Origin of the sequence: Salimicrobium halophilum (assembly GCF_900100295.1) — a bacterium.
GTDB lineage: Bacteria > Bacillota > Bacilli > Bacillales > Halobacillaceae > Salimicrobium > Salimicrobium halophilum.
On the sequence record NZ_FNEV01000001.1, the window covers coordinates 283,531 to 297,483 of the forward strand.

Consider the following 13,953-nt stretch of genomic DNA (forward strand, 5'->3'; position numbering starts at 1 on the left):
TCATAGACTAGAAGTGTCCAAGCATGGGAAGAACGGTTTCTCTTAAGGAGGGAATAGGGTGGAAAGAGTTGATATCTTTAACGACATCTCAAAGAGGACGAATGGGGACATTTACCTTGGAGTAGTAGGAGCAGTTCGTACTGGAAAATCGACGTTTATTAAAAAATTTATGGAACTTGCGGTATTGCCATACATGGAAGATGAAGCGGAAAGGGAAAGAGCGCTTGATGAATTGCCGCAAAGTGCAGCCGGAAAAACGATTATGACTACAGAGCCGAAATTTATTCCGAACCAGGCCGTGGAAATCACTGTAGATGATCATCTCGATTTGCGGGTCCGGATGGTCGATTGCGTAGGGTATGCGGTTTACGGAGCGAACGGGTATGAGGATGAAAAAGGGCCCCGCATGATCCATACGCCGTGGTACGAAGAAGCCATTCCTTTTCATGAAGCGGCAGAAATCGGTACGCAGAAAGTCATCCAGGAACACTCTACCATCGGGGTGGTCATGACTACGGATGGGACAATCGGTGAATTGCCGAGAGAACGTTTCATAGAACCGGAAGAGAAAGTGGTAGAAGAACTGAAGGAAGTCGGCAAGCCTTTCATTCTTGTGATCAATTCTGCCAAACCACATAACAGAGAAACTATTGAGCTGAAAGAAGAACTCGAAGAGAAGTATGAAATACCGGTTGTCGCTTTATCCGTCGAAAATATGAGGGAACACGATATTCACAAAGTGTTGAAAGAAGCGTTATTCGAATTTCCTGTGCTTGAAGTGAACGTGAATCTTCCCAGCTGGGTGATGGTACTTGAAGAAGAGCACTGGTTAAGGAATCATATGCAGCAAGCCATTGAGGAAACAGTCAGGGAAATCAAACGGCTGAGGGACGTGGACGGGGTCATCGGACAATTCAGTGAGTATGATTATATTACCGGTGCCCATATATCGGGGATGGACCTTGGTGAGGGGATTGCCGAAATTGATGTAGAAGCACCCGAACATCTATATGATGATGTCCTGACGGAGATTATCGGAGAAGAAATCAGAGGAAGGGATCATTTGCTCGAAATCATGCAGGAGTTCTCTCACGCGAAGAGAGAGTATGATCAGGTAGCAGATGCCCTGCAGATGGTGAAACAGACAGGGTATGGCATCGCTGCTCCATCACTCGAAGAGATGGCGCTTGATGAACCGGAAATCATTAAACAGGGGTCACGGTTCGGTGTCCGTCTGAAAGCTGTCGCTCCTTCGATTCATATGGTGAAGGTCGATGTCCAGTCGGAGTTCTCTCCGATCATTGGAACAGAACGTCAAAGTGAAGAACTCGTCAGGTATCTGATGCAGGATTTTGAGGAAGATCCGCTCTCGATCTGGAATTCTGATATCTTCGGAAGGTCTCTCAGTTCTATTGTGAGAGAAGGTATTCAGGCAAAATTGGCGTTGATGCCGGAAAATGCCCGGTATAAATTAAAAGAAACATTAGAACGCATCATCAATGAAGGATCAGGAGGAATGATTGCCATAATCCTTTGACAAAGCCCGTCATGACGGGCTTTTCTTTATGTTCAGAAATATGTGGATTTGTAACGAAAACTCCTTCGAAAGTCATGAATTTCAAAAAAACCCCGTTATATCAAGGGTTATCGTGTGTTTATCTATTGAAAAACGAAGAGAAGTCGTTTAATATTAAGCATGTCATCCCTTATTTGAAGGGATTTTGATGAAAAATAACCTTCTTCCGAGAGGAGGTGAATATCATGAACAAAACAGATCTGATTAATGCAGTTTCTGAACAGGCTGATCTGTCCAAGAAAGATGCGACAAAAGCAGTAGACTCTGTGTTCGAATCTATCATGGATTCACTTAAAGATGGTGAAAAGGTTCAATTGATCGGTTTTGGGAACTTCGAAGTACGCGAGCGTTCTGCACGTAAAGGACGTAACCCGCAAACTGGGGAAGAGATTGAAATCCCAGCAAGCAAAGTTCCTGCCTTTAAACCAGGTAAAGCCCTTAAAGATGCTGTAAAATAAGCTACATAGGGCTTAAAAAGGGTGCCACAAGTGCACCCTTTTTCTATGAGCTTATATCTTTGACATGGTATGCTTTATAAGCGATAGTAACATATAGAAAGGTGGTAAGAAGATGAGTACCAATGACTTCTTTGTAATTAAAGCGATGGAGGACGGAGTTAATGTCATCGGTCTGACCAGAGGCAGTGATACAAGGTTCCATCATTCCGAGAAGCTCGATAAAGGAGAAGTGATGATCGCTCAATTCACCGATCACACCTCAGCAGTTAAAATCCGTGGAAAAGCAACGATTCAGACGAGCCACGGAGAAATTACGAATGAGGGCGAAATGGATTTATAACTAGTAGTTAAGGGTATAATACATCCGTACCCGAACTGCAAAAGAAAGGATCAAGTGATGAAAGTGAATGACTTGAAAAGTCGCATCACCTACTACAAAGATAAAATTTCCGAATATGCTTATCATCCTTATTTGAGCCGGTATATAAAAGAACCGATCATCGATGAAGACAAACTTCTGACATACATACATTTGTTCGATTATGTTCGTGTGGAGGAAAGCTCTTATGACAACTATTTGATGGCTGTGATGTTTGTTCAGATGGCGCTTGACACCCATGATTATGTCTCTCATGACAATCGGGAAACGGAAGTGGATGTAGTTCGTAAAAGGCAGCTTACCGTCCTTGCCGGTGACTACTACAGTGGACTTTATTATCATTTGCTTTCATTGATACATGACTTGCCTTTCATTCAGGTGTTAGCGAAGACGATCAGGGAAGTGAATGAACAGAAGGTACGGCTTTACTATGGCAATCATCATTCTCAAGACTCCATGGTCCAGACGTTCAAAAATGTAGAGACACTTCTCGCTTATAACGTCTGGTGCCACTTCATGACCGAAGAAGATAGTGAAGTCATCGTAGAGAGTATATTCGTAAAGAGCCTGAGGAAATGGAAAGAGAACAAGGAACGCTACTTTCCGCAATCTGCACAGGCGATTGCTTTTGCTGAAAAGATGGATGAAGAGGCTTTGCAGCTTACGGAAGAAGCACACCGGCTCTTTTTGTCCAAATGTGAAGAGAGTAGTGTAGCTCCCTCGTTGTGCAAACGACTCGAGAATGGATCGGATCAAGAAATCAGTTGAAAGAAGAGGATTGTTATGGAAGAAAAAAAAGAAGAGCGCGTACATCGTGTGTTCGAAAATATCTCGACACGCTATGATAAAATGAATTCAATCATTTCGTTTCGGCAGCATAAGCTGTGGCGCAGGGATGTTATGAAACGAATGAACGTCGAAGAAGGCGCACAGGCCCTGGACGTCTGTTGCGGAACGGGAGACTGGACGATAGCGATGGGTCAAGCCGTTGGTCCTGAAGGGCACGTCACAGGTGTCGATTTCAGTTACAACATGCTTTCAGAAGCTGTTAAGAAGAAAATGACGCACAAAGGCCCCGGAAATATTGAATACCAGCATGGCAATGCTATGGCTCTCCCTTTTGATGATGATACCTTCGACTATGTCACCGTAGGCTTCGGTCTCAGGAACGTACCTGATTATTTCCAGGCGTTACGTGAGATGCATCGCGTATTGAAGCCGGGCGGTATGGTAGTGTGCTTAGAAACAAGTCAACCGGAGCGCCCTCTGTTTCGCCGAGTCTATTATACTTATTTTGAGAAAGTCATGCCTATGTTCGGTAAATGGTTTGCGAAAAGTCTGAAAGAATACCAATGGCTTCACGAATCAGCGAAATCTTTTCCCGGAAAACAGGAGCTTCGTCAGTTGTTTGAAGAGGCTGGCTTCAGAGACGTTGAAGTGAAATCCTATGCAGCCGGAGTTGCAGCGATGCACATGGGCAGAAAGTAATTAATTCACCAAGGATGAAGGTATATGAAATTAACCAAGCTTTATTCATTTTTAAATAAAGATTTAGATGCAGTGGAGAACGAGGTCCTGCATTCGGTTACTACTGAAGAACAAGTACTTGAAGAAGCGTCCAATCAATTACTTGAAGCGGGAGGTAAACGGATCAGGCCTGTATTTGTTCTGCTTTCCGGGAAGTTCGGTAAATACGACTTCGACAAGATGAAGAATTGTGCAAAAGCGCTCGAACTCATTCATACCGGTTCTCTCGTACATGATGATGTGATTGATGATGCCAAGCTCCGTCGGGGTGATTTGACTGTAAAAGAACAATACGACAATCATATTGCCATGTATACCGGCGACTACATGTTTGCTCTTGCTCTTGAGGCTATGGGCAACATCGAGAACATGAGAGCACATCAGGTCTTATCCAAAACGATGATGGAGTTATGCATCGGGGAGATTGAACAGATCAAAGATAAAGGACGAGTGGATCAGAATCTACGTACATATCTGCGCAGAATCAAACGGAAAACGGCCATACTGATCGCGGAAAGCTGCCGTCTCGGAGCGATTGCCGGCGAGGTGCCACGTAAAAAGGAAGTTGCCCTATACAACTATGGGTATAATGTCGGGATGAGTTATCAGATCATCGATGATGTGCTCGATTTCACGGCTTCTGAAGAAGAGCTTGGTAAACCGGCGGGAAGTGATTTGATGCAGGGGAACATCACCCTTCCGGTTCTTTATGCGATACAGGAAGACGAAGCTTTCCGTGATAACCTGCGTGCCGCTTTCTCCGAGTCTTCCACGCTCACGAAAGAACAGGCTGAACCATTCATTAAAGTGGTGAAGGAGGGAGACTATATCGAGAAGTCTCTGCGCTTAAGTGAAAGGTATTTAGAGAATGCCTTTGATTCTTTGCAACACCTGCCGACAGGGCGACCGAAACAGGCACTGAAAGCCATAGCTAAATATATCGGAAAAAGAAACTCTTAATTGTTGCCACCCCTGTCCATTTTTGTTAAACTTTGAAATGGCGTTAAAACGCTTACATAACACATACAGAGGTGGTCAACATGGAAAAAACGTTCGTTATGGTAAAGCCGGATGGAGTACAGAGAAATCTGATCGGAGATATTCTGTCCCGCTTTGAAAAGAAAGGGTTCAAACTGGTACATGCAGAATTGAAACAGGTTTCGAAAGAGCTGGCAGAGGAACACTACGGGGAACATAAAGAAAAGCCGTTTTTCGGGGAACTCGTTTCCTTTATTACTTCCGGACCTGTGTTCGCAATGGTACTCGAAGGAGAAAATGTCATCGCAACTTCCCGTAAAATGATGGGTGTCACAAATCCTCAAGAAGCTGCTCCTGGAACCATTCGTGGCGACTTCGGACTGACGGTAGGGAAAAACGTCATCCACGGGTCGGATAGTGAAGAAAGTGCCGAGCGTGAAATCGGGCTTTTCGTCGGCGACAAGCCCCTCGTCGAATACAAAAAAGATGACAGTACATGGGTATACTAGATTTTACAACCGCTTTCATTTGATGAAGGCGGTTTAATTTATGTTTTCGACGCTTCGGCACTTTACAGCAACAAATTATTTGATTATTGTTATAATATAAGCGATGCAGAAACAGGGAGTTACGTTTATGAAAAATGATTTCGAAGCATTTATAGAATCTCTCGATCGTAAGACAGGGATTGACTTATCCAAATACAAAGAAGCGCAGATGAAACGGAGATTAACGACGTTGCGTGATAAACGAGGTTTTTCCACGTTCCAGGATTATTTCAGGGCTCTTGATAAAGAGGAGTCGTTATTGAACGAATTGCTTGATCGGATGACGATCAACGTATCGGAGTTCTATAGAAATGCGAAACGATGGGAAACACTGAAAGAAAAGGTGTTGCCACTATTCCGTTCGAAAAATCAAAAGATCAGGCTTTGGAGTGCTGCCTGTTCTACAGGGGAAGAGCCATACACACTTGCCATACTTCTCGAGGAAGCGGGTATGAAGAATTATGAAATCATTGCTACGGACATAGATAAAAAGGCGTTAGAGAAAGCGAAGCGAGGCGTATATCCAAAGCGTGCACTTCGAGAGATGCCGGAGCGATTATGTCAGAAGCATTTTGATCAATCAGGTGATATGTATGAGGTGAAACAGGAGATCAAGGAGAAGGTGGTATTCAAACATCATAATCTTCTTTTGGATTCTTACCCGTCTTCATGTCAACTGATTATATGTCGTAACGTACTCATTTATTTTACCGAAGAGACGAAGGCATCGATCTACAAAGGTTTCAATCATTCTCTTGTTGATGACGGGATTCTGTTTGTGGGAAGTACAGAACAGATTTTCACCCCACAGCAATATAACTTCTCCGTCTTTGATACTTTTTTCTATCAGAAAGAACAAGGATAACTATTTTTTCATCTTTTTAAAATGTTTTGACATTTCAGGGATACAAACAACGAAGTATATGATATAGTATTACGTAAAATTCTAGAAAGGGTGCGGTGTCGATGCGTTATTTAACAGCTGGAGAATCACACGGAAAGCAACTTACAACAATTATTGAAGGAGTCCCTTCCCATCTGCCGATAACTCAAGAACAGATCAACGATTCACTGAGAAGGCGCCAGGGCGGCCATGGCCGCGGGAAGCGTATGCAGATTGAGAAAGATACAGCTGATATGACGGGAGGGATCCGTCATGGGTATACACTCGGATCTCCGATATCGCTCGTAATACATAACGATGATTTCAAACATTGGACGGATATTATGGGCGAAGATCCTTTTCCTGAAGGTAAAAATATTAGAAGGACAGTAAGCAGGCCAAGACCTGGTCATGCAGATTTGAACGGTGGCATGAAGTATGGTCATCGGGATCTGAGAAACGTTCTTGAACGTTCCTCCGCACGAGAAACGGCAGCCCGGGTAGCTGCAGGTGCTGTGGCAAAAGTCATGCTTGAAGAACTCGGCATCAAGGTAGCAGGCTATGTCCGTGAGATCGCAGGGATCGTAAGTCCTTTCGATGAGTCGATGTCCATCGAAGAGAGAATCGAAAAGTCTCATGCCTCTCCGGTAAACACGTTGGATGATGAAACGACGGAAGAAATGAAAAAAGCGATTGATGATGCCAAGAAAGACGGAGATTCCATCGGCGGTGTCGCCGAAGTGTATGTAGAAGGGATGCCGGCAGGACTCGGCTCTTATGTACAGTATGATAAGAAGTTAGATGCAAAAATCGGTTTCAGTGTCATGAGCATCAATGCCTTCAAAGGTGTGGAATTCGGTATCGGTTTTGAAGCTGCGAAGAGAAACGGAAGTGAAGTCCATGATGAAATCGGATGGGACGAAGAACGGGGATACTACCGGAAAACCAATCGCCTTGGCGGATTCGAAGGCGGGATGACCACCGGCATGCCGATCGTCGTCAAAGGTGTCATGAAACCGATCCCTACATTGTATAAACCTTTGCAGAGCGTCGATATCGAATCGAAGGAGCCGTTCTCCGCAAGCATCGAACGTTCGGATTCCTGTGCTGTACCGGCTGCTTCAGTCGTAATGGAGCACGTGGTGGCATTTGAGATTGCCAAAGCCATTTCAGAAGAATTCCCTTCGGACTACTTCCCTCGCTTGAAAGAAGCGTTGGATAACTACAGGGAAGAAGTGAGGAACTTTTAGTATGGAACGGTTGCACGTACAGACGCCAGGGAAGTCTTACGATGTCGTGCTCGAAGAAGGGTTGCGACATCGACTGAGTGACTATATAGAATCGACGTACAGCAAGATCCTTATCATTACGGATGAGAACGTTGCCGAACTATACCTTGAAGATGTCAGGAAAGCATTAGGCAAGAGAGGTCATGTATACGAAGCAGTCATTCCTGCCGGTGAAGCTTCGAAAAGTTTCAGGCGGTATGAAGAACTGCTTGATCATTGCGTCGAGGCGAAGCTTGACAGGAACTCGCTTATCCTTGCTCTCGGTGGAGGGATGGTCGGAGACCTGGCTGGCTTTGTCGCAGCCTCCTACCTTCGGGGGATAGCTTTTATACAGGTGCCGACGAGTATTTTGGCTCATGACAGTAGCGTGGGAGGGAAAGTGGCGATCAATCATTCTAAAGGGAAGAACTTGATCGGAGCTTTCCACCATCCTGAAAAAGTTCTGTATGATACGGAAACGACGGACTCTCTACCGGAGAAAGAAAAGCGTTCCGGCTACGGGGAAGTTGTGAAACATGCTCTTCTGAGTGATGAAGGTTGGTTCAGGGAAGTCATGAATCGAACCATCAAAGACCTCGATACAGAAGAAGTGAAGAAAGACCTCATCCAGGGCATTCGACTGAAGGCGAGGATTGTAGGTAAAGATGAAAAAGAAAGAGGAATACGCAAACACTTGAATCTTGGCCATACGCTCGGTCACGCCATTGAGTCAGAGCTTCACTACGGGTCTATTACACACGGGGAAGCTGTCGTCATCGGAACATTGTTTGCGCTTCGTCTCAGTAACCTGGACGAACCGTTTGCCCTACTTATGGAATGGGCGAAGGATAATGGCTATCCTCTCGGAATAATGGAGGAGCTCGAGGAAAGGAATCTCGTTGATCGGATGAAGGTTGATAAAAAAGCGCAAAATGACCAGATTCACTATTGTCTTTTATCAGAGATCGGGTCACCGTTTGTAACGGAAGTCGAAGAAGAAGAGCTGCTTCAATCGTTGCAGCAGTTCAAGAGTGAGGTGATTCAATGATTCGGGGGATCAGAGGGGCTACGACCGTTGATAAGAATGAAGGTTCTGAGATTGTCGATAGAGCTTATGAATTGATGAATGGTATTGTTGAAGAGAATGATCTCGAAGCTCGGGATGTAGCGCAGGTGATGTTCAGTGCAACCTCGGACATCAACGAAACGTTTCCAGCGAAGGCTCTTCGCAAGCTTGAAGGATGGAAGTATGTTCCTGTCATGTGCATGCAGGAAATAGAAGTCCCTTCAGGTCTTGAGCGATGCATTCGTGTGATGGTTACGGTCAATACTTCGAAAGAGCCGCAGGAAATAAAACATGTCTACCATTACGAAGCAGTTAAACTGCGTCCTGATTTAACAGAAGAAGGTGATTGAAAATGAAAACAAAGACTGTTTTGACAAAAATGAACCCTTATAAACCTGGGAAACAGATCGAAGAGGTGAAAAAGGAATACAACCTGGAGAGAATCGTGAAATTGGCTTCTAATGAGAACCCGTTCGGATTCTCTGGAGAAGTCAGAAGTAAGCTCCCGGAAGCGATCGATCAGCTTGAGTATTACCCTGACGGTTATGCCCGTGAGATTCGCGAAGAACTGGCTTCCTTTTACGATGTTGATGAAAAACAGCTCATTTTCGGGAATGGATCGGACGAAGTCGTGCAGATTCTTTGTCGCGCATTTCTCGAAGAAGGCAGCAATACAGTCATGGCGACACCTACGTTCCCGCAATACAAACATAACGCGTTGATTGAAGGAGCGGAAGTAAGGGAAGTGCCTCTTACTCAAGGGGGGCATCATGATATTGAGACGATGCTTCAAACCGTGGATGAAAAGACGCGGATTCTCTGGCTATGCTCACCGAACAATCCGACTGGTGTTCTCATGGATAAGAAGACCATTGATCGGGTGATTGAAGTCTGTCCGGATGATGTCCTGATTGTAATGGATGAGGCTTACTATGAATACGCGGATGAATCCAGAAGATATCCATCTGTTGAAGCGGTGCAGAACCATAAGAATGTCGTCGTGTTGCGTACGTTCTCCAAAGCGTATGGGCTTGCAGGGCTTCGCATCGGATATGGTATAGCTGATGAAGCATTGATCAGTGCCATGGAGCCGGCTCGAGAACCATTCAACACATCCGTCATTGCCCAAAAAGCGGCTGTCCTTGCCCTTCAAGACCAGTCATTTCTGCACCGGACGGTTGAAGAAACGAAGAAGAACAAACAGGACTTCATGGAGTTCTGTGAAGAAATCGGTATAGGTTACGACCAGTCGGAAGCGAACTTTGTGCTCGTACACTTGCCGATCAGTGGTGATGACATGTTTGAATTTCTCCTCACGAAAGGGTTCATCGTTCGATCAGGGGAAGCGCTCGGATTACCTAATTCCATAAGGCTGACTATAGGCTCTGAAGAAGACATGAACGAGATCAAGGAGTACATGAGGGAGAAGTTGACGTAGGAGGATGACTATGAAGACAACTGTTGCAGTCGCCGGTCTTGGTTTGATCGGCGGCTCGATTGCTATGAACGTAAAGAAGAAAGATGATGTGAAAGTGATTGGCTTTGATACAGATCTGCAAAGCCTTGAGCTCGCTTACCGCCAGGGAGTCATCGATGAAAAGGCGGAAAATCTTCTGGAGGTAGTTCCTGAAGTGGATGTGCTGTTCATCGCTCTCCCCATTGCTTCGACCATCGATGTGCTCAAGGAGCTGGATGGTGTCTCCTTACATAAGAAATTGTTAGTGACGGACGTCTCTTCTGTGAAAAACGGGGTAATGAAGGAAGCTGCCAAGTTGACCAATGAAAACATCAGCTTCGTGGGAGGCCATCCCATGTCTGGTTCTCATAAAAATGGGTTCACAGCAGCGAAGCCTCACTTATTCGAAAATGCGATTTATGTACTTACTCCAGGGTCCGATGAAGAGGATGGAGTCGAGGAGCTCAAAAATATCTTAAGTGAAACGAAAGCCAGATTTCTGACGCTTTCTACGAAAGAACACGATGAAATGACGGCAGTCATCTCCCACTTTCCACACTTGATCGCTTCCTCCCTCGTGCACCAGGCGAGAAAGTGGCAGCAAACCCACCCTGAACTGAAGAACCTTGCTGCAGGGGGCTTTCGGGATATTACCAGAATCGCTTCAAGCAATCCTCCATTATGGCAGGATATTTTTTTTCAGAACAACGATCAGCTGATCCATATGCTCGAAGACTGGATCAAAGAGATGACAGAACTGAAAACCTACTTACAAAACGGTCACGAAGAAGATACGTTGAGGTATTTGACGGAAGCGAAAGTGTACAGAGACGGGTTGCCTGTGAAAGAGAAAGGTGCCATACCAGCCTTCTATGATATATTTGTCGACATCTATGACCAGCCGGGAGCAATCCATAAAGTTATCGAAATTCTGGCTACAGCTGATATCAACATCAAGAACATCGAAATTCTTGAAATCCGCGAAGGCATCACGGGAGTATTGCGGATCAGCTTTCCGACCGGTACGGAACAGGAAGATAGCGCAGCTCTATTGAGAAAGAAAAATTATGAAGTGGTGATAGAACAATAATCGTTACGTGAGGGGGATATATATGAAAAGGACTCCAGGGACTGATGGTTTAAGAGGAAGCTTGCGTGTACCAGGCGATAAATCGATTTCTCACCGTTCTGTAATTTTCGCTTCCCTGGCGGATGGGGTATCGAATATCAGAGGATTTCTCGACGGAGAGGATTGCTTGAGAACCGTTGAAGTTTTCAGGAATATGGGAGTGCAGATCGATCGGGATGGTACAACTTTAACAATTCATGGGAGAGGGATGAAGGGACTGAAAGAACCGGAAGTACCCCTGTACTTCGGAAATTCTGGAACGACAGCCCGCCTGATGAGCGGAGTGTTGGCTGGCCTTCCATTTTTCACAACGGCTTATGGTGACGACTCCCTGAGCAGAAGACCGATGGACAGGGTAGTAGTGCCTTTACGAGAGATGGGGGCTTCGATCTACGGAAGAGAAGAGGCGAAAAAATTGCCGCTCGCTTTTGATGCTTCGGGGTTAAAAGGGATGACATACGAACTTCCTGTGAAAAGTGCGCAGGTGAAATCCGCCGTTCTTTTAGGGGGATTGCTTGCAGAAGGTACGACGACGGTCATCGAAAAGGGGAGAACCCGGAACCACACGGAAACTCTGCTGCCTGAATTCGGAGTGGATATACGTCAGAAAGGACTTGAAGTTTCCATCGAAGGGGAGCAGCCATTGAAGGCGTCTGACATCAATGTACCGGGAGATATTTCATCTGCGGCCTTCTTTCTCGTTGCGGCTGCTATCACCAAAGGCAGTGATATAACGATTGAACAGGTCGGTCTGAATGAAACGAGAAACGGAATCGTCCAAGCTCTCGAGAAAATGGGAGCGGAGATCTCTTATACAGTGACCGAGTATATCGGCAAAGAACCTGTCGGAGACGTCTCTGTCCGATACAGCAACCTGAAAGGAGCCACGTTCGAAGGGGAAATAATCGCGAACGTCATCGATGAGATCCCTATTCTTGCGCTTGCTGCTACCCAGGCTGAGGGACAAACGATCATCAGAGATGCCAAAGAATTAAAGGTGAAGGAAACGGATAGGATCCAGGCGGTATGTGATAATTTGAGAGCGATGGGGGCAGAGATCACCCCTACCGAGGATGGAATGATCATTGAAGGAGGGACACCGCTTCATGGAGCAGAAGTAAGCTCTGAAGGGGATCACCGTATAGGCATGATGGAGGCCATCGCTTCTTTGATCACATCAGGAGATGTTGTCATCCACCTACCGGAAGCAATTAATATTTCCTACCCGAGTTTCTTCTCAGACCTGGATCAATTGCTGGAAAAAAAATCATAGCTGAAAAAACGTCTTCATAAGATATAATAATACATGAAGGCGTTTTTCATTGGATAAAAAAACGGTGCACTTGAATACAGCTACGTATTCATATATCATAGTTCTGTTATGAATGAATAAAACCCAGGACGTTGGAAAGGGTGAAACCATGGAAGAGATCCAGAAGGCTGTCCATCAGATGGAAGAGAACCAGACAGAGGACGCCTTGCAAACACTACAGGACTATTTACCGGTAGCAGATGAAGACGAAAAATTCACGATAGCAGAGCTGTATATCCAGTGGGGAATGCTGGAAGAAGCCAAAATGATTTTAAAGGAATTTCTACAGCAGTACCCGAAAGAACAGGAAATCATAGTTATGCTCGCAGAGATTCATATCGATCTCGAGGAAGATATGGAAGCGATCGATCTTCTCAACAAGATTCAGCCGGAGGATGAGATGTATTTACAGGCGCTTATGCAAGTAGCCGATCTATATCAGTCCCAAGGGCTCTTTGAAGTATCGGAAAGTAAATTGCTGACAGCAAAGCACTATGCTCCGAATGAGCCGGTGATTGACTTTGCTCTTGGAGAACTTGCTTTTTCAAATGGGGAATATAACAAAAGTATCCCTTATTATGAGAACGCCATGGAGCACTCGAGAGTGATCGGAGATATCGAAGTTGCTACAAGACTCGGGGAGGCCTATGCGGCTACCGGAGGATTCGAAGAGGCGCTTGGCTATTTTCAGGATGTCGAGGAAGAGAACCCGGATGTTCAGTTCCGATATGGCTTCATAGCGAATAAAGCAGGGCGGAATGACATTACCATCCAGGTATGGGAGGACCTTCTCAAGAAAGATCCTTATTACCAGTCGGTTTATCCTCTACTTGCCAGGGTATATGAAGAAGAGGGAATGGCGAAGGAAGCACTTGAGAAAGCTCAGGAAGGCTTGAAGAAGGACGAATTCAACAAAGACCTTTATTATATGGTAGGTTTTCTTTCCCATAAACAGGGCGATAAAGAAGCAGGTTACCAGGCAATGAAGGAAGCGGTAGCCATAGATCCGGGATATAAGGAAGCGGTTCTGTTTCTCCTCGAGAATTATAAATGGGATGAAAATTACGAAGATATCATTTCCCTCCTTGAAGATATCCAGAGCTTAGGCGAAGTGGATCCCCTCTACGACTGGGAGCTGGCAAAGGCTTACCGGGAAGAGGAGAACTTCGGGAAGGCTTCCGAGTATTATGATCGTTCGTATGCTCCATTCAAGGAAGATGTCGATTTCCTTGAAGATTATGGGTATTTCCTGGTGGAAAACGGTCAGGCTACTGAGGCCATTGCTGTATTCAAAGAGTATTTGCAGCTGGAACCTTCCAATACGGAAATCGAAGAATTTCTCGAAAGACTGAATGCTTAATTTCGCACTCGGA

General features: G+C 45.3%; 15 protein-coding genes. All 15 read left to right on the forward strand.

Features of this window, described 5'->3' with window-relative positions; genetic code table 11:
- Window positions 1-58: 58 nt before the first annotated feature.
- Window positions 59-1,537, forward strand: a complete 1,479-nt coding sequence (gene spoIVA, locus BLQ44_RS01565; protein ID WP_093191225.1) for a stage IV sporulation protein A — start codon at window positions 59-61, stop codon at window positions 1,535-1,537.
- 224 nt (window positions 1,538-1,761) lie between these two features.
- Window positions 1,762-2,034 (forward strand): HU family DNA-binding protein, encoded by a 273-nt coding sequence (locus tag BLQ44_RS01570; RefSeq protein ID WP_008587486.1) that lies wholly within the window; start codon window positions 1,762-1,764, stop codon window positions 2,032-2,034.
- Between the two features lie 112 nt (window positions 2,035-2,146).
- Window positions 2,147-2,374 (forward strand): trp RNA-binding attenuation protein MtrB, encoded by a 228-nt coding sequence (mtrB, locus tag BLQ44_RS01575; RefSeq protein ID WP_093191227.1) that lies wholly within the window; start codon window positions 2,147-2,149, stop codon window positions 2,372-2,374.
- 57 nt (window positions 2,375-2,431) lie between these two features.
- Window positions 2,432-3,181, forward strand: coding sequence for a heptaprenyl diphosphate synthase component 1 (locus tag BLQ44_RS01580; protein ID WP_093191230.1), 750 nt, complete (start codon window positions 2,432-2,434; stop codon window positions 3,179-3,181).
- 15 nt (window positions 3,182-3,196) lie between these two features.
- Window positions 3,197-3,901: a demethylmenaquinone methyltransferase gene (locus BLQ44_RS01585; RefSeq protein WP_093191232.1), complete on the forward strand. Its 705-nt coding sequence runs from the start codon at window positions 3,197-3,199 to the stop codon at window positions 3,899-3,901.
- A gap of 24 nt (window positions 3,902-3,925) precedes the next feature.
- Window positions 3,926-4,900, forward strand: coding sequence for a heptaprenyl diphosphate synthase component II (gene hepT, locus BLQ44_RS01590; protein WP_093191235.1), 975 nt, complete (start codon window positions 3,926-3,928; stop codon window positions 4,898-4,900).
- A gap of 80 nt (window positions 4,901-4,980) precedes the next feature.
- The gene (ndk, locus tag BLQ44_RS01595) at window positions 4,981-5,427 is read left to right on the forward strand and encodes a nucleoside-diphosphate kinase (RefSeq protein ID WP_093191238.1); all 447 of its coding nucleotides are present in this window, start codon (window positions 4,981-4,983) and stop codon (window positions 5,425-5,427) included.
- A gap of 127 nt (window positions 5,428-5,554) precedes the next feature.
- Window positions 5,555-6,331, forward strand: a complete 777-nt coding sequence (locus BLQ44_RS01600) for a CheR family methyltransferase (protein ID WP_093191240.1) — start codon at window positions 5,555-5,557, stop codon at window positions 6,329-6,331.
- A gap of 101 nt (window positions 6,332-6,432) precedes the next feature.
- Window positions 6,433-7,599 carry a chorismate synthase gene (gene aroC, locus BLQ44_RS01605; protein ID WP_093191243.1) on the forward strand — a complete coding sequence of 389 codons (1,167 nt, stop codon included), beginning with the start codon at window positions 6,433-6,435 and terminating at the stop codon, window positions 7,597-7,599.
- Window position 7,600: 1 nt separating this feature from the next.
- The gene (gene aroB, locus BLQ44_RS01610) at window positions 7,601-8,665 is read left to right on the forward strand and encodes a 3-dehydroquinate synthase (protein WP_093191245.1); all 1,065 of its coding nucleotides are present in this window, start codon (window positions 7,601-7,603) and stop codon (window positions 8,663-8,665) included.
- A complete protein-coding gene (aroH, locus tag BLQ44_RS01615) occupies window positions 8,662-9,033 on the forward strand; it encodes a chorismate mutase (RefSeq protein WP_093191248.1) in 372 nt (123 codons plus the stop codon). Before aroB ends, aroH begins: the two co-directional genes overlap by 4 nt.
- Before the next feature lie 2 nt (window positions 9,034-9,035).
- On the forward strand, window positions 9,036-10,121 hold the full coding sequence (hisC, locus tag BLQ44_RS01620) for a histidinol-phosphate transaminase (RefSeq protein WP_093191250.1): 1,086 nt from the start codon (window positions 9,036-9,038) through the stop codon (window positions 10,119-10,121).
- Between the two features lie 10 nt (window positions 10,122-10,131).
- Window positions 10,132-11,229, forward strand: coding sequence for a prephenate dehydrogenase (locus tag BLQ44_RS01625; RefSeq protein ID WP_093191253.1), 1,098 nt, complete (start codon window positions 10,132-10,134; stop codon window positions 11,227-11,229).
- A gap of 22 nt (window positions 11,230-11,251) precedes the next feature.
- Window positions 11,252-12,541 (forward strand): 3-phosphoshikimate 1-carboxyvinyltransferase, encoded by a 1,290-nt coding sequence (aroA, locus tag BLQ44_RS01630; protein WP_093191255.1) that lies wholly within the window; start codon window positions 11,252-11,254, stop codon window positions 12,539-12,541.
- A gap of 148 nt (window positions 12,542-12,689) precedes the next feature.
- Complete coding sequence (locus tag BLQ44_RS01635; RefSeq protein ID WP_093191258.1) at window positions 12,690-13,940, forward strand: tetratricopeptide repeat protein; 1,251 nt, start codon at window positions 12,690-12,692, stop codon at window positions 13,938-13,940.
- Window positions 13,941-13,953: the final 13 nt, after the last annotated feature.